The organism is Bacteroidales bacterium (genome assembly GCA_041671145.1).
GTDB lineage: Bacteria > Bacteroidota > Bacteroidia > Bacteroidales > JAHJDW01 > JAQUPB01.
In genome coordinates this window covers 1-16,650 of sequence record JBAZBZ010000051.1, presented here as the reverse complement: position 1 = coordinate 16,650, position 16,650 = coordinate 1, and the positions used below count along the sequence as shown (strand labels likewise).

Annotated in this window: 12 protein-coding genes and 1 pseudogene; 7 read left to right on the top strand and 6 right to left on the bottom strand. The window is 31.9% G+C overall.

Annotation, left to right across the window (positions count from 1 at the left end; all coding sequences use genetic code 11):
- Positions 1-2,941, bottom strand: a 2,941-nt coding sequence (locus tag WC223_12745) for a CARDB domain-containing protein (GenBank protein ID MFA6925105.1), incomplete at its 3' end; no start/stop codon positions are given.
- Positions 2,942-3,578: 637 nt separating this feature from the next.
- On the opposite strand from WC223_12745, the gene WC223_12740 reads away from it, so the two are divergent.
- From WC223_12740 to WC223_12725, 4 genes are all read left to right on the top strand, one after another.
- Positions 3,579-4,535, top strand: a complete 957-nt coding sequence (locus tag WC223_12740; protein ID MFA6925104.1) for a TIGR01212 family radical SAM protein — start codon at positions 3,579-3,581, stop codon at positions 4,533-4,535.
- 143 nt (positions 4,536-4,678) lie between these two features.
- Entirely contained in the window at positions 4,679-5,644 is a 966-nt protein-coding gene (fmt, locus tag WC223_12735; GenBank protein ID MFA6925103.1) for a methionyl-tRNA formyltransferase, read from the top strand.
- 247 nt (positions 5,645-5,891) lie between these two features.
- Positions 5,892-6,164, top strand: a complete 273-nt coding sequence (locus WC223_12730) for an HU family DNA-binding protein (protein MFA6925102.1) — start codon at positions 5,892-5,894, stop codon at positions 6,162-6,164.
- 78 nt (positions 6,165-6,242) lie between these two features.
- Positions 6,243-7,304: an agmatinase family protein gene (locus tag WC223_12725; protein MFA6925101.1), complete on the top strand. Its 1,062-nt coding sequence runs from the start codon at positions 6,243-6,245 to the stop codon at positions 7,302-7,304.
- Positions 7,305-7,321: 17 nt separating this feature from the next.
- Here WC223_12725 and ettA read toward each other — a convergent pair whose 3' ends face one another.
- Complete coding sequence (gene ettA / locus WC223_12720; protein ID MFA6925100.1) at positions 7,322-8,998, bottom strand: energy-dependent translational throttle protein EttA; 1,677 nt, start codon at positions 8,996-8,998, stop codon at positions 7,322-7,324.
- A 225-nt stretch (positions 8,999-9,223) separates the two neighbouring features.
- Between ettA and WC223_12715 the strand changes: the two genes are divergently transcribed.
- The 3 genes from WC223_12715 to glmS all read left to right on the top strand — a co-directional run bounded on the left by WC223_12715 (position 9,224) and on the right by glmS (position 13,324).
- Positions 9,224-10,051: a glycogen/starch synthase gene (locus WC223_12715; GenBank protein MFA6925099.1), complete on the top strand. Its 828-nt coding sequence runs from the start codon at positions 9,224-9,226 to the stop codon at positions 10,049-10,051.
- On the top strand, positions 10,011-11,408 hold the full coding sequence (locus tag WC223_12710) for a DUF4270 domain-containing protein (protein ID MFA6925098.1): 1,398 nt from the start codon (positions 10,011-10,013) through the stop codon (positions 11,406-11,408). Before WC223_12715 ends, WC223_12710 begins: the two co-directional genes overlap by 41 nt.
- Positions 11,409-11,485: 77 nt before the next feature.
- Positions 11,486-13,324 (top strand): glutamine--fructose-6-phosphate transaminase (isomerizing), encoded by a 1,839-nt coding sequence (gene glmS / locus WC223_12705; protein ID MFA6925097.1) that lies wholly within the window; start codon positions 11,486-11,488, stop codon positions 13,322-13,324.
- 6 nt (positions 13,325-13,330) lie between these two features.
- Here glmS and WC223_12700 read toward each other — a convergent pair whose 3' ends face one another.
- The 4 genes and pseudogenes from WC223_12700 to WC223_12685 all read right to left on the bottom strand — a co-directional run bounded on the left by WC223_12700 (position 13,331) and on the right by WC223_12685 (position 16,495).
- Positions 13,331-13,708: a Rid family detoxifying hydrolase gene (locus tag WC223_12700; protein MFA6925096.1), complete on the bottom strand. Its 378-nt coding sequence runs from the start codon at positions 13,706-13,708 to the stop codon at positions 13,331-13,333.
- 73 nt (positions 13,709-13,781) lie between these two features.
- Positions 13,782-15,098: a serine hydrolase gene (locus WC223_12695; protein MFA6925095.1), complete on the bottom strand. Its 1,317-nt coding sequence runs from the start codon at positions 15,096-15,098 to the stop codon at positions 13,782-13,784.
- 43 nt (positions 15,099-15,141) lie between these two features.
- Positions 15,142-16,011, bottom strand: coding sequence for a hypothetical protein (locus WC223_12690; GenBank protein MFA6925094.1), 870 nt, complete (start codon positions 16,009-16,011; stop codon positions 15,142-15,144).
- Positions 15,980-16,495, bottom strand: a pseudogene (locus WC223_12685) (glycosyltransferase family 39 protein). The gene WC223_12690 and the pseudogene WC223_12685 overlap by 32 nt, the downstream one beginning before the upstream one ends.
- Between the last annotated feature and the right edge of the window lie 155 nt (positions 16,496-16,650).

Here is a 16,650-nt window from a genome sequence, read left to right as displayed (position 1 = left end):
AGTGGGGAGCAATTATTATAGCAATATATTTTATATTATTTGTTTCATTAGATTCGACAACTTGGTTAGCATAATCGGCATAATAAATTATGTAATAATTTCCAAAAGCAGTGCCTGATGGAATAGTTACACTTGTATTTCTGGAACTTGAAGTCCCCGCAGACAAAGTTCCTCCTGAATAAGAACCAAGATAAACATCATTTGCATCAAAAATACTATCTGTAGAAAGATATAAGCCAACACTGCTATATGTTGCCGAAGAATTGCCGGAGTTATAAATATTACATAAAACATTAATACTATTCCCCGCAGAAGCACTACCAGGATTACTTGGACTTGTTATTGTTAAATCAATAAAGGGGGAAGCAATTGTTATAGCAATATATTTTACATTATTTGTTTCATTGGATTCATTCACTTGATTTGCATAATCGGCATAATAAAGCATGTAATAATTTCCCGAAGTAGTGCCCGATGGAATAGTTACACTTGTATTTCTGGAGCTTGAAGCTCCCGCAGATAAAGTTCCTCCTGAATAAGAACCAAGATAAACATCGCTTGCATTAAAAATGCTGTCTGTAGAAAGATAAAAGCCAACATTACTATATGCTGCCGAAGATGTGCCATTGTTAAAAATATAACACGAAGCTGTTATGCTATTCCCTGCAACAACACTACCAGGATTACCTGGACTTGTTATTGTTAAATCAATATAAGGGGGAGCAATTGTTATAGCAACATATTTTACATTATTTGTTTCATTGGATTCGACAACTTGGCTGGTATAATCAGCATAATAAAGTATGTAATAATTTCCAAATGCAGTGCCTGATGGAATAGTTACACTTGTATTTCTGGAACTTGAAGCTCCCGCAGCTAAAGTTCCTCCTGAATAAGAACCAAGATAAACATCGCTTGCATTAAAAATGCTGTCTGTGGAAAGATAAAAGCCAACACTACTGTATGTTGCCGAAGAATTGCCGGAGTTATAAATATTACATGAAACATTAATGCTATTCCCCGCAGAAGCATTCGCGGGATTGCTTGGGATTGTTATTGTTAAATCAATATATGATGCAGCAACTGTTATAGCAAGATATTTTACATTATTTGTTTCATTAGATTCGACAACCTGGTTAGTATAATCAGCATAATAAAGTACGTAATAATTTTCGGGAGTAGTGCCTGATGGAATAGTTACACTTGTATTTCTGGAACTTGAAGCTCCCGCAGACAAAGTCCCTCCTGAATAAGAACCAAGATAAACATCGCTTGCATCAAATATCGTATCGATAGATAAATAGAAACCAACATTACTGGAAGGACTATTTGTTGTCCCCGAATTATAAATGTAGCAATTCACAGAAACTGAAGCACCAGGAGTTGTTGTTGTAGGAGATACCACGGGAGATTGAATTAATAAATCAATTACAGGAGGTGCAACGGTGATAGGCGTAGCATAAATATTATTAATTTCATTTGTTTCATTAATAATATTTGTGTAATCAATATAAGATATAATGTAATATCTGCCAGATGTAGTAGAAGAAGGAATTGTAACGGATGTTGAACTGCTATAAAAATTATGAGCCGAAATTGAACCGGTAGAATAATAAGATAAATAGGTATCCGAAGCATCCAAAATAGAATCTGTAGAAAGATAAACCCCCAAAGAAGTAGAAATACTCTGGTAACTTTGATTAAGAGCAGTGAATGAAACAGATAAACTTGAACCGGAAGCGACAGTTGAGGGAGTTGCTGTTGAAATAATTACAGACAGGTCATTCCCTCCAGATGCCGAAACAGTTATTCCAACAGCATTAATGTTATTATTCTCGTTTAACTCAGTAATGGCTTTGGGATAATCAGCAACATAAAGTATGTAATAATTACCGGAAGCTGTTCCTGTAGGGATTGTTAGTGATGTTGATGCATAATAATAACTGCCCACACTAATGGTACCTGTATTTGTACTGGAAAGGTAAACATCCGAAGCGTCGAATACTAAATCGGTAGAAAGATAAAAGCCCAGAGAACTTGAAGGAGCCGTAATGTTACCTTGGTTATATACGTATCCATACGCTGAAAAAGCTGAACCTGCCGATAATGTGTTATTAGAAACAGATGTATTATTAACATATAAATCAACAGCTGGTGCAACAACCATTATAGGAACAGCGCTAACATTATTATTTTCATTTCCTTCATTTATAACTTTTGAATAATCTGCATAAAACAATATATAATAACTTCCAATAGAAACTGATGAAGGTATTGTTATAGTTGGATAATAGGTATGTGTTTGTCCCGCACCTAATGATGAAGCCGAATAGCTCCCTAAATATGTATCACTTGCATCCCAAACATTATTTGTTGAAAGATAAAATCCCGTGTAATTTGAAGATGCTGTTACTACTCCCTGATTTTTTAAAGTAAAACTTGCACTTGTTGAGTTACCAGCTACAATACTTGTAGTGTTTACGCTGGGTGTTTGAATTATTAAATCTGCTTGTGATGCTGATGTTACGCAAGAGATTGTAGCTGCAAATCCGTCATATACACCACTTCCATCAGAATAAAATCGTAAAGTCAATGCACCCGAAGTATTTGTGGCATAAACATTTCCAGGATTATTTGTGCCACACCAAGAGCCTAATAATGATGCCGAAGTGGATGTTCCGTCATATATATATAAATAATCAAATCCCGATTCTGTAGAAAAAGAAGAAAATGATAAGCTAATATAAGAGCCAGCTGTTTGTGGATAAATTGTTAAAGTGCCATCAGCACCATTGCTATATTGCGAAGTTCCAGCATGGTCGTAAACAGTCCCCGAACAAGTGGTTACGGAATTAGTTCCGGAATACGGAACTGTATATGTTTGTGAAAAAACAAATGATTTACAAACTACAAGAAAAATAATGTATATGTATTTTTTCATATCTAGTAAGGGGGTTAAACTTATAATAATTTATATATTCTTTGTTGCAAAATAATAAAGATTCAAATCTACAAATATATTTAACAATCTCAAAATGAACTCATATTTTTTAAATCTAATAATTATATTTTCCAAACTTTATTTTTATTTAAATAAATCAACAAAAATAAAACAAAAAAATATTACGTGTCAAATGCTCTTTAGAATTCGCTACAAACTTTTTAGTATTTGTTGGTGTTTTTTTAGAATTCGTTTAAAAACATCTAAAATTCATATATGGTTTTATAAGCTTTAAAATACTAAATTAATCAATAAAATTAAACTAATTGTAGATATAAAATTCCAATATTAAATGCATTAGTTTGTGAATAAGTAATAAGTATATAATAAAATCATAATTAAAATTATACTTTTGATATTGTTAATCAAATATATTTCTTAGTGTTCTTCGTGTAATTTTCTTTGTGCTCTTTGTGGTTATATTTTTTTAACCACAAAGGACACTACGGTTTACACAAAGTTCACAAAGTTTAATCCCGCAGGTGCGGGATGGACTACTATACCAAATCAACAATTCCATTTTTTATTTAAAAATAGGAATTTATTTCATATATATTACTAATCAATAAAAGAAAAAATGCAAAAAGAAAAATACACTTGGGGAAATAACCGTCGCTTCAATGCTTATACAAACTGGTGCGTGAAAACATTCGGCAGCAGATTGCAGAAAGTATCACTTGATGCCGGCTTTACTTGTCCCAACAGAGACGGGACAATTGGAGCGGGTGGCTGCATTTATTGCAACAACGATGGTTTTAATCCTTCCTATTGCAATTCAAATAAACCAATTACGCAACAATTAAATGAAGGAATAGAATTTTTAGCTGTTCGTTACCGCAGAACAAGCAATTATATTGCATATTTTCAGGCATACTCAAATACATACTCTTCACTCGAAAAATTAAAAAAACTTTATGAAGAAGCATTAAGCCATGAAGGAGTTATAGGATTATCAATAGGTACACGACCTGATTGCATTGATGATGAAAAACTAGATTATCTTCAAAAGCTGAATGAAAAATATTTCATAACTGTTGAATACGGCGTAGAATCATGTTACAACAAAACTCTTGAAAAAATAAGCCGCGGGCACACTTTCGAAAAATCTGTTGAGGCAATTGAAAAAACTGCGAAGAGAAAAATAAATACTGGAATACACTTAATATTCGGATTGCCCGGCGAAACAAGAAATGAAATGCTGAAAGAAGCAGAAATAATTTCAAAACTTCCGGTACATTCTATAAAATTTCATCAATTGCAAATATTAAAAAACACCCAAATCGCGGAAGAGTATAAAAATAATCCCGAAAATTTTATTTTTTTCGGACTTGGTGAATACATTGATTTTATTATTGATTTTATTGAAATGTTAAATCCCGAAATTAAAATTGAAAGATTTACAAGTGAAGTTCCACCGCGAATGATTGCAGTACCGAATTTCGGAACATTACGAACCGACCGGATTTTACAAATGATAGAAAAAAGAATGGAAGAAAGAAGTACATGGCAAGGAAAATTAATTAATACTGAATAATGAAAAATTAGTAATATTGTATAAAAACATAATCAGCTAATATTTTTAACAATTAAACAATTTGACAATTTAGCAATAAAGCATAAGTAACAAGGTATAAAAAAATTCTAACAACTAAAAATTGGAAATTATTATTTTAAAACATGAAACGTGATTTGCGCATCGTATTTATGGGAACTCCTGAATTTGCAGTTCCTTCATTAGATATACTTTTAAAAAATAATTATACTGTAGTTGGTGTGGTTGCCAGCACCGATAAAGAATGCGGAAGAGGATTACAACTTGGCATGTGCGAAATTAAAAAATACGCACTTGAAAAAAATCTTAATCTTCTTCAACCCGAAAGCTTAAAAAGTCCCGATTTTATTAATCAACTTACCGATTTAAAAGTAAATCTTCAAATTGTGGTAGCGTTTCGTATGCTTCCTGAAGCTGTTTGGAAACTTCCTGAATACGGAACATTCAATCTTCATGCTTCGCTTCTACCCCAATATCGTGGTGCAGCTCCTATTAATTGGGCAATAATTAATGGTGAGAAAAAAACGGGAGTTACTACTTTTTTTATTAATGAAAATATTGATACAGGAAAAATAATTTTTCAAGAAGAAACTTTAATCGGGAAAAACGAGACAGCGAGCGAGCTTCACGACAGATTAAAAATAATGGGAGCAGAACTTGTTTTAAAAACAGTTCGCGCAATTGAAAACTATAGTTTCAAAACCATTGAACAATCAGGCGTTGCCGAAGAAATAAAAAATTTAAAGCCAGCACCAAAAATTTTTAAAAAAGATTGTAAAATAAATTGGACTAATTCGGTTGATGCAACACATGACTTTATAAGGGGTTTGAGCAGCTACCCTGCTGCATGGACAGAATTTATTTCTCCCGATGAGCAAAAATTTTACTTTAGGATACTCATGGCAGAGAAGGAAGTTCAGGAACATTCATATAATCCAGGAAAAATAATAACCGATGGAAAAAATTATTTGAAAATTGCAGTGAAAGATGGATTCATTGATATCAGAATGATACAGCAGGCATCAAAAAAACCAATGAGTACAAAAGAATTTTTAAGAGGCTTTTGTATTAATGAAAAATGGGAAATTTGAATTTTCTACGTTCCTGTCTCGGCAAGGAACGTAGAGGTATATCATTATATAACGATTTGTTTATATGATATTCATGCTTTTAAATACACAAAAGGGTTAATTGGGGGGTATTGCAGAACAAGTTATTAACAAAAGGGGCAGTTATCAACAATTTCGCAAAAAAAAACGAAAAAAATTTGCTTTTATCTAAGAATGTAGTAAATTTGCGTTGATAATTTATTAATTACTAACTTAAAACAGTTAAAAAATGAACAAAGCTGAATTAATCGACGCAATTAGTGCAACAGCAAAATTAACAAAAGCTGATGCAAGGAAAGCTCTTGATGCTTTCATCACATCTACTTCAAAAACTTTAAAAAAAGGTGAAAGAGTAGCATTAGTAGGTTTTGGATCTTTCTCAGTAGCTAAGAGAGCTGCAAGAAAAGGAAGAAATCCACAGACTGGCAAAGAAATTAAAATCGCTGCTAAAAAAGTGGTTAAATTCAAAGCTGGTAGCGAACTTGCAACATCAGTTAAGTAAATTTAGCTCGAAGTGTTCAAAAAAAGCTCCTTTATTGGAGCTTTTTTTTTGCCTGAAACTTATTACTTTTACAAAAAAATGGATTCAATAAAAAAATATAATCCTAACGATATTGGAAAAACCAATAATAATATTTTTGGATTTCCTTATACCGAAGATAATGCGCAAATCATATTAATTTCTGTTCCATGGGACGTAACAACATCATACAGGGCGGGAACATCAGAAGGACCTGGCGCAATTCTAAAAGTTTCTCCTCAACTTGATTTTTATGACCCCATTTTCAAAAATGCTTGGAAAATGGGCGTTTTTATGAATGAAATTCCTGAATACTGGAAAAATAAAAATAATGAGTTGAGAAAAAAATCGGAATTTTACATTAGCAAATTAGCTTCTGGTAAAGAAATTGAAAATAACAAACAACTCATTCGGATAAAAAATGAAATTAATGAATGGAGCAAAAAATTAAATGAATGGGTAAAAGAACAATCATTAAAATTTTTGAATAAAAATAAACTTGTCGGAATTATTGGCGGAGAACACAGCGTTTCTCTCGGGTTGATTAAAGCTATCTCAGAAAAATATAATTCTTTCGGAATTCTGCAGATTGATGCTCATGCCGATTTACGTGTTGCTTATGAAGGTTTTGAATTTTCACATGCATCATCAATGAACAATGCTATAAAATGCAAAGAGGTAAAAAAACTTGTTCAGGTTTCTGTGAGGGATTATTGTGAAGATGAATCTGAAATAATTAAAAAATCAAAAGGAAGAATAATATGTTATACCGATGAAGCAATAAAATCGGAATTATACAAAGGTAAAACTTGGAACAGCATTTGCAATAAAATAATAAAAGAACTTCCCGAAAATATTTATCTGAGTTTCGATATTGACGGTTTAAATCCTATGCTTTGTCCAAATACCGGAACTCCTGTTCCCGGAGGAATGGAATTTGAACAGGCAATATATTTACTAAATAAAATTGTTGAAGCAAATAAAAAAATTATCGGTTTTGATTTGTGTGAAGTCGCTCCATCTGAAAATAATGACTGGGACGGAAATGCAGGAGCAAGATTGATTTTCAGAATCTGCAATTTTATGGCAAAATCAATGGGAAGAAAACCACAGAAATTTTAGAAATTAACAACCGACAACTAATTTACAAGCTTTTTATATCTTATTCTTTTCGGTTCTTCGTCGCCGATACGTTTTTTGCGGTTTTCCTCATATTCCGAATAAGAACCCTCAAAATAATAAACCTGTGAGTTTCCTTCAAAAGCAAGAATATGTGTACAAACCCTGTCTAAAAACCATCTGTCGTGCGAAATTATTACAGCGCAACCCGCAAAATTTTCCAATCCTTCTTCCAATGCACGAAGCGTATTAATATCAATATCATTCGTTGGTTCGTCGAGTAATAAAACATTTGCTTCTTCTTTTAAAGTCATTGCCAAATGCAAACGATTTCTTTCACCGCCCGATAAAACTCCGCATTTCTTTTCCTGGTCAGCACCGCTGAAATTAAATCGTGCAACGTAAGCACGTGAATTTATTGCTCTTCCTCCCATCTGAATAATTTCATTCTCACCCGAAATAACCTGCCAAACTGTTTTTTCAGGGTCAATAGCAGTATGACTCTGGTCAATATATCCTATTTTAACGGTTTCTCCGACTTTGAATTCACCTTTATCGGTTTTTTCAGAACCTATTATAAGACGGAACAATGTTGTTTTTCCTGCCCCGTTAGGACCAATAATACCAACTATTCCGGCAGGCGGCAACATAAAATTCAATTCCTCAAATAATAATTTTTCATCGAATGCTTTTGAAACATCTTTTGCTTCAATAACGTTATTGCCAAGCCGCGGACCATTTGGAATAAATAATTCCAGCCGTTCTTCTTTTTGTTTTACATCTTCATTTAAAAGTTTATCATAAGCCGATAAACGGGCTTTCCCTTTTGCATGGCGTCCTTTGGGCGACAATCTCACCCATTCAAGTTCGCGTTCAAGAGTTTTTCTTCTTTTACTTTCAGTTTTTTCTTCCTGAGCCAACCTGTTTGATTTTTGCTCAAGCCACGACGAATAATTTCCCTGCCATGGAATGCCTTCGCCTCTGTCGAGTTCAAGAATCCAGCCAGCTACATTATCAAGAAAATATCTGTCATGAGTGATTGCAATAACAGTACCTTTATATTGCTGCAAGTGTTGTTCGAGCCACTGAACCGACTCGGCATCGAGATGATTTGTTGGCTCATCAAGTAAAAGAATATCGGGTTCTTTCAAAAGCAATCTGCAAAGAGCTACACGCCTTTTCTCGCCCCCCGAAAGATTTTTAATTAAAGAATTGCTTTCAGGACAACGAAGTGCATCCATTGCTCTTTCGAGTTTATTATCAAGTTCCCATGCATCATGCTGTTCAAGTAGCTCTGTAAGCTGACCTTGCCGTTCTATAAGTTTATTCATTTCTTCATCGTTCATGGGTTCGGCAAATTTATTGTTTATGTCCTCATACTCTTTAAGCAGATTAACAACTTCCTGAACTCCTTCCTGAACAATTTCTTTTACTGTTTTATTATCATCAATAACAGGTTCCTGTTCCAAATATCCGATTGAATATCCGGGTGAAAAAACAATCTTGCCGTCAAAAGATTTTTCCACTCCAGCAATTATTTTCAATAAAGTTGACTTACCCGAACCATTTAACCCAATTATTCCAATTTTTGCCCCATAATAAAATGACAAATAAATGTTTTTAAGTACTTGCTTATGAGGTGGATAAATTTTGCTTACCCCTACCATCGAAAAAATAATTTTCTTATCGTCTATCATAAAAAATTATAATATAGCGTTATTAATATTAATTTTACTAAAAGCAAATTTCCGAAAAATATTCTAATATGCCAATAAAATATTAAATATTAAATAAATAACTGCAATCTGCTATCATTCAGCATGTAGATAACATTAAACAAAAAATATATGTTTTTGTATGAAAGTAAATTTGATTTTAGTTAAAAAAAATTGTATCTTTGCATACTACATTTAACCCGATATATGAAAAAAGCTAAAGTTCTCTTCGTATTTCAAGAAATAACCCCATATCTTGAGGAAAGTCATTTATCAAACATAGGACGCCATCTTCCTCAAGGGATTCAGGAGAAAGGTAATGAAATCAGAACATTTATGCCTCGTTTCGGAAGTATAAATGAAAGAAGAAACCAGCTTCATGAAGTAATTCGTTTATCGGGTATGAATTTAATAATTGACGAAACCGACCACCCCTTGATAATTAAAGTTGCCTCAATACAACTTGCACGGATGCAGGTTTATTTTATTGATAATGAAGATTATTTTCAAAGAAAATATACATTAGCTGACAAAAGCGGAAAATTTTTCAAGGACAATGACGAACGTTGTGTGTTTTTTTGCAGAGGAGTTTTGGAAACTGTTAAAAAATTAGGTTGGTCTCCCGATATTATCCATTGTCACGGATGGATGACAAGTTTAATACCTCTTTATATCAAAACAGCATTAAAAGACAATCCTATATTTTCCGATTCAAAAGTTATCTATTCGGTATATGACGACGAATTTGATAGTATTTTCGGGAAAAATTTTGAAAAGAAACTTCTTGTTGAAGGTATTGAACAAAAACATCTGAAATTATACAACAAAACAACTTATGAAAGCTTGACAAAAGCCGCTATTAAATTTTCAGATGCTGTAATAAAAGGAAGTGAAAATATAAATTCCAACATAGAAGCTTATCTGAGTGTTACAGATAAACCCGTTTTACCTTACCAATCAGGTGATGATTATATTGATGTTTATTCCGAATTTTATGATGAGATTTTTGTTGACGAAATGTCACTTGTGGAATAATTCCTTTTTATTAAAAAACTTTATTTTTATAGTTTTTCTTTTTAAAAGAGGTTTATTATTAATTGTTGCTACTTTTTTTTTATTTCTGTTTTCCTGTAAAGAACCCAATACAATTGGTCTCGAAATACAACCCCCGAACGATAAACCAAATGTTGTAAGATGCGATACATCAAAAGTTGATGTTTATATTGTAAAAGAAGATTCATTCCGAACCGACCATTTGTCGAGCAACCTGCTCGGAAGTTACAGTGACCAGATATTCGGACAAAGTTCCGCAAGCTTTTATTCTCAGTTTCGTTTGTCTACATCAAATGTTAGTTTCGGAGATACTGATTCTCTAAAAATAGATTCTGTTGTACTTGCTTTTAAATACGGTGGCTATTATCGTGATACAACTACCCCTATTACTCCTTTAACTTTTCACGTATATGAACTTACTGATGATATGCATTTGGACAGCGCATATTATTCAAATAAATCACTTGCTTATAATGGTATCGATGACCTTGCAAACATAACATTGACTCCTAAAATTACTGATAGTATTACTGTCGGAGGAATAAAAGTTTCTCCGCATTTGAGATTAAAATTAGATACTATTTTAGGGCGAAAGTTATTGAATGCCACTAATGACCAGCTATCAGACAACACTAAATTTCTAGAATTTTTTAAAGGTTTATATATTAAAACTGATCCTATTACAATTAATAATACAGGAACCATTTTATACTTGAGTAATAATTCTACTACTTTTCTTTCGGGAATAATTTTGTATTACAAATATGGCAATACGCCCAAAACTTATACAATTCCTATTGATTATAATTGTGCCAATTATAATTATTTTACTCATGATTATACAAATGCTACCGATACTTTAAAGTCGATTTCTCATACTCCGAAATATGTAGGAACTCTGGCATACATTCAAGCAATGGCAGGTATAAAAACAAAAATAATTTTTCCGAACATTATGAACTGGGCTAAAATTAAAAATATAACCATCAATAGTGCCGAGTTATCAATAAACGTTGAAGATATTAATACTTTTACCGACAAATATGCTCCCTCATCACAACTTGCTTTGATTGGTATTGATTCAATAGGAAAGACATATTTTTTAAAAGACCAAACCGGAGGCGATGGTTTTTTTGGCGGCACCTATGATGCAACGGCAAAACAATATAAATTCAATATCAGCCGGCACGTTCAATATTTATTACAAAATAAAATCAAGCAATTCGGATTATATATGATAACTTATGGTGCCGGAGTTACTGCAAACCGGACAGTAATAAAAGCCGGACAAAATCCAGCAGGAAAAATGAAACTTTCAATAATTTATACAAAACTTTAATCTCTTCTTTTTAATTTATTTTTTTAGCTTTGTAAAAGAAAATCACGAAAATATCTAGAAAATAAAACCACAAAATTATGTGTGGAATTTTTGCATATATTGGACAACAGAATGCATACAATATTCTGATTAAAGGATTGAAACGACTTGAATACAGGGGATATGACAGTGCAGGAATAGCTCTTCTGAATGGGGAACTTAATCTTTATAAAACTAAAGGAAAAGTTACCGATTTGGAAAATTTGATGAAAGATAAAAATAAAAAAGGTAATGTTGGAATAGCACATACCCGATGGGCAACCCATGGAGAACCTAACGATGCAAATGCTCACCCGCATTATTCGTTATCAAAAAATCTCGCAATAATCCATAATGGTATTATTGAAAATTATGCTCCTCTCAAGGAAGAACTTGTCAAACGCGGGTTTATATTCAGCAGCGACACAGATACGGAAGTTTTGATACATTTAATTGAAGATATTCAGATAAATGAAAATGTTGACATTATAGAAGCCGTTCAGATTGCTTTAAATGAAGTTATAGGAGCGTACGCAATTGTTATATTAAATAAAGACAATCCTGATGAATTGATTGCTGCTAAAAAGGGAAGTCCATTGGTTGTGGGTCTCGGGAAAGATGAATATTTTTTTGCTTCTGATGCTACTCCTATTGTTGAATACACTAAAAATGTTGTTTATTTAGAAGATGAAGAAATAGCAATTGTTAATATAAAAACAGGGCTGAAGATAAAAACCACAAAAAACAAAGACAAAACTCCTTATGTTCAGAAACTCGAAATGAGCTTGCAAGCATTGGAAAAAGGAGGATACGAACATTTTATGTTAAAAGAAATATATGAGCAGCCGCGTTCAATAAGAGACAGCATGAGAGGGCGACTTAATGTTGAAAGCGGAATTGTTTCACTTGGGGGAATTATTGATTATGAACAAAAATTTTTAAGTGCAAACAGAATTATTATTATTGCATGCGGAACATCATGGCATGCAGGATTAGTAGGAGAATACTTATTTGAAGACCTTGCAAGAATTCCTGTTGAAGTTGAATACGCATCGGAATTCAGATACAGAAACCCTGTAATTTATGAAAATGATGTGGTTATTGCTATTTCCCAATCGGGTGAAACTGCCGATACTCTTGCTGCAATCGAACTTGCAAAATCAAAAGGAGCAACAATAATCGGTATCTGCAATGTTGTTGGTTCTTCAATTGCAAGAGCCGTGCATGCCGGTTCATATACTCACGCCGGACCCGAAATAGGTGTCGCTTCAACAAAGGCATTTACTGCACAGGTTACTATTCTCACTCTTATGGCGTTGATGATTGCTCAGAAAAAAGGAACAATTTCAAAATCGAGATTTCATCAGATTATTAATGAGCTTAATATTATTCCAGCAAAAGTTGAAGAAACACTTAAAACAAGTGAAAAAATCAGAGCAATCGCTGAAATATTTGAAGATTCAAGGAATTTCCTTTATCTCGGAAGAGGATATAATTTTCCTGTTGCTTTGGAAGGAGCTTTAAAACTAAAGGAAATATCATACATACATGCCGAAGGATATCCTGCTGCTGAAATGAAGCACGGACCAATAGCACTTATAGATAAGGAAATGCCTGTTGTTGTTGTTGCTACCAAAAAAGGAACTTATGAAAAAATTATAAGTAACATACAGGAAATAAAAGCAAGGAAAGGTATTTTAATTGCAATAATTACAGAAGGCGATAAAACAGTTAAAGACCTCGCCGATTATATTATTGAAATTCCGGATACCGATGAAGTTCTTACTCCTCTTGTAGCAACAATTCCCTTGCAGCTTCTTTCATATTATATTGCAGTTATGAGAGGTTGCAATGTTGACCAGCCACGAAATCTTGCCAAATCAGTTACGGTTGAATAAAAAATATCATTGACAAGCAATTACCGAAATCTCTATATCAACACCTAAAGGCAATTTGCAGACCTGAGCAATTTCTCTTGCAGGAAAATCGGAAGTAAAATAGCTACCGTAAATTTCATTAACAAGAGAAAAGTTACTCATTTCCGTTAGAAATATAGTTGCTTTAACTATATTTGAAAAGTCCATATTCGCTTGTTTCAGAATATGTCTTATATTCTCCATAATTTGTTTGGTTTGCTCTTTTATATCTTTAGTTTCAACTTTGCCCGTTGACGGATTAATTGCTATCTGACCTGAAACAAATAAAAAACCACTTGCTAATACAGCTTGGCTATATATACCGACAGGTTGTGGCGCCTGATTTGTTCTTATTATTTTTTTCATTTATATAGTTTAGTTAATTCTTTAATGAAAAGTGAGTGCTCCTAAAACAAACAGATTTTTTTATCAATTTAAATTACAAATCTTTAAACTTTTCCAGATTCGGCAAATATGCCTTTTTTCTTTTCAATTCGTAATTATAAAACACTTTTCCTACGTTCGCCAGAAATGGCAATCCTATTGTAAAATATTCATATTTGTTATCATTGAAAATTTGGTCTTCATTTACATATATAACTGCCGAAAGAATAAATTCTATTTTATTATCGAAATCCACAATATAAGCGCAGTCAGATAAATAACCAAATGCCTGACCAACAATATTGAATGATTTTAAATTGCTGTAATCGTCAATTTTTTTCTTGTCGCCATAGATAAAATATTTTTTCAAACTATTCCAGTATAGCGAATCGTTTTTATAAGTAGGATGAACGGATTCTTTTGGCAGCATTGACATGTATTTATACAAGAAATTATAATCATCATTTGTTAGGTTGAATTTTTTATTCTGCGGAGTAACTTCAGGAAATATTACGGAGAGTAAAATATTGTTTATATCTTCAAGACATAAATTATTTGAATAAGTAAAATCACAAGGTTCATTAACTAATTTATTACTACCGTTTATGTATCCTTTTCCTTTTTTTACAATACCTAACGGATTACTTAATTTCAGTGAACTTTCAACCATTTGTTGTTTATAAATTGTATCGCCTTTATCGTTGAAAAAAATAAAAGGATTTGTAAATCTGTTATCGTCATATCCGCAAAAAGCAAAACGCTGTATTATCAGTGCATTCGGATAACCCATATTCCAGAGCCGTTTATTAAGATACTCCTGACCTAAAAATTCGTATAACCGCGAATACGCATCATTATCGCTTATAAGAAGAATTTTTTTTGCATAATTTGCAATGCTTGGAAATCCGCCGGCAGAGGAAGTATCTTTTTCAACTGCAACCTGACATTTATGAGAACTTAAAATTTTTAAACGTGAATATTTTGAAAGTCCTTCAATTTTCAAATTATTAAGTTTCTCAAAAGTGGTGCAAAGCGTAGGCAATTTCACTAAACTTGCAGGATTAAAATATTCGTTTGAATTTAAACGGTATGAATATTGTTTAAATGACGGCTTATTTGATTTATCACGATTGATTTGAGTATAAATTATCTGTACTTCATATTTATCGGGACGTTTCAGAATACTGTCAAATCCTTTTAAATTTGAATTTAATAAATCGTTTATAAACTTTGATGTATCGGCAACTATTTTTTTATTTCCGAAAGTTATATTTGAAATTTCTTTATTTCTGGTAACTCCGGCAGTAATCAATAAAAAAATAAGTATTAAAAAAGGATAAAATAATTTTTTATGTTTCCTGAAAATATTCATAAATGTATTTTGTAAAAAGATTGTTTTTAAATAATTCGACATGCTAATTTATAACTTTTTTATTCTCTTTTTTCAAAACATATAAATATGCTTTTCCATAAGGAATTATTTTTTTATAAGTAAAAACTTTATAAAAAGCATAATCTTTAATTTCTCCACAACTTATAATATATTTATCATTTTCAACCCACCAGTATGATTTATTTTTAACAGGATTAAAAGAATATTTGTAACAATACCATGCGTTATATTCCAGTCCGCCGTCAATTTCGCAGCGTGAAACTTTTTCGGTTTTTAAAATATAATTTATTGCATTCCATCTTGTGCGATTTAAAGCCAAATAATCGTGTGTTGCGGCAATAGAAAAGCAAATTGTTGAAAAAACGATTAACATCGGAATAAAAATATTTTTCCTAAGATTGACTGAAAAATTATTTAAGGAAATCAATAAAATAAAAACTACTATCGGAATAAGAAATATTAAATATCTGTCAAATGTACAAACCGCAATCATCAGCGTGAAATAAAGCAAAAAAATAATAGTGAAAAATAAACAAAGAAAAATTATTTTTTTTGAATCATCAGTATTTTTCTTTTTAATAATATCATTTATCAAAATACATGATATATCAACAATTGCAGTCATATTTAAAAGTCCGATAGTTGAAATCAAAAACCAGAAAGCATCCGGTAATTGCGATAAATGATTTAATTTAAGTATTTCAACATCTTTTAATAATATGGGTCCCAGTCCAAAATTGTAAAATTGATTTCCGGGAAACGGGAAAATATTTCCTGTAAGTTTTAATCGTGAAACGTTTAATAATATTACAAAAACAGTCGAACAAAATAATATTGCGATATTTAATTTTGAAAATATTTTATTTTTTACACAAAATATTATACATGGCAATGATAATTGGCAATAAGAAAAATCCGATTTCAGTAAAAGAAGTTACAATGTAAAAAACCATTCTCTTAAAATCTTTTATATCAGGATTGCTGATTATTTTTTGGAGTATTCCAAGTTTCAGATTATAATTTGCAGGAAGATTATTTGTTTCGAGCAGATAGAATTTGAAAGTTTTTAATAGTATTAGAAGCAGTAATACAGGAAAAACTGCCGATAAAAAATTTTTAAATGTTTTTTTGTTTTCAAACAGCCACATTAATGCAAATGCAATAGGAACAATAATTCCAACCTGTCTGCAAAATATCGTCAAAAACGAAAATAGAACAAACAAAAAATAATCGGTTGATTTTCTTCTTTCAAAAAATCTAATGGCGAACCATATTCCTATTATGCTCAATGATACAAAAGGCACATCGGTCATAAACGATAATGACAACTGAAAGAAGGGCGGAAAAAATGCGAAAAGCAGTAATGCTATTGATGCAAATAATTTGTTATTTGATAATTTTAAACATTAGTGTACCATAAAAATTAAATTTCGTTCTTTGAAATTATTGATAGATAAGGTTTGTAATAAATTTTGGTAACGTGACGATTTCAATTTACCTCATTCATTTTACGTTATTTTATATAAAAAAT

Coding starts and splice junctions, on each gene's coding strand:
- WC223_12740 (MFA6925104.1), top strand. CDS start 3,579: ATGCAAAAAGAAAAATACACTTGGGGAAATAACCGTCGCTTCAATGCT.
- fmt (MFA6925103.1), top strand. CDS start 4,679: ATGAAACGTGATTTGCGCATCGTATTTATGGGAACTCCTGAATTTGCA.
- WC223_12730 (MFA6925102.1), top strand. CDS start 5,892: ATGAACAAAGCTGAATTAATCGACGCAATTAGTGCAACAGCAAAATTA.
- WC223_12725 (MFA6925101.1), top strand. CDS start 6,243: ATGGATTCAATAAAAAAATATAATCCTAACGATATTGGAAAAACCAAT.
- ettA (MFA6925100.1), bottom strand. CDS start 8,998: ATGATAGACGATAAGAAAATTATTTTTTCGATGGTAGGGGTAAGCAAA.
- WC223_12715 (MFA6925099.1), top strand. CDS start 9,224: ATGAAAAAAGCTAAAGTTCTCTTCGTATTTCAAGAAATAACCCCATAT.
- WC223_12710 (MFA6925098.1), top strand. CDS start 10,011: ATGATGAGATTTTTGTTGACGAAATGTCACTTGTGGAATAATTCCTTT.
- glmS (MFA6925097.1), top strand. CDS start 11,486: ATGTGTGGAATTTTTGCATATATTGGACAACAGAATGCATACAATATT.
- WC223_12700 (MFA6925096.1), bottom strand. CDS start 13,708: ATGAAAAAAATAATAAGAACAAATCAGGCGCCACAACCTGTCGGTATA.
- WC223_12695 (MFA6925095.1), bottom strand. CDS start 15,098: ATGAATATTTTCAGGAAACATAAAAAATTATTTTATCCTTTTTTAATA.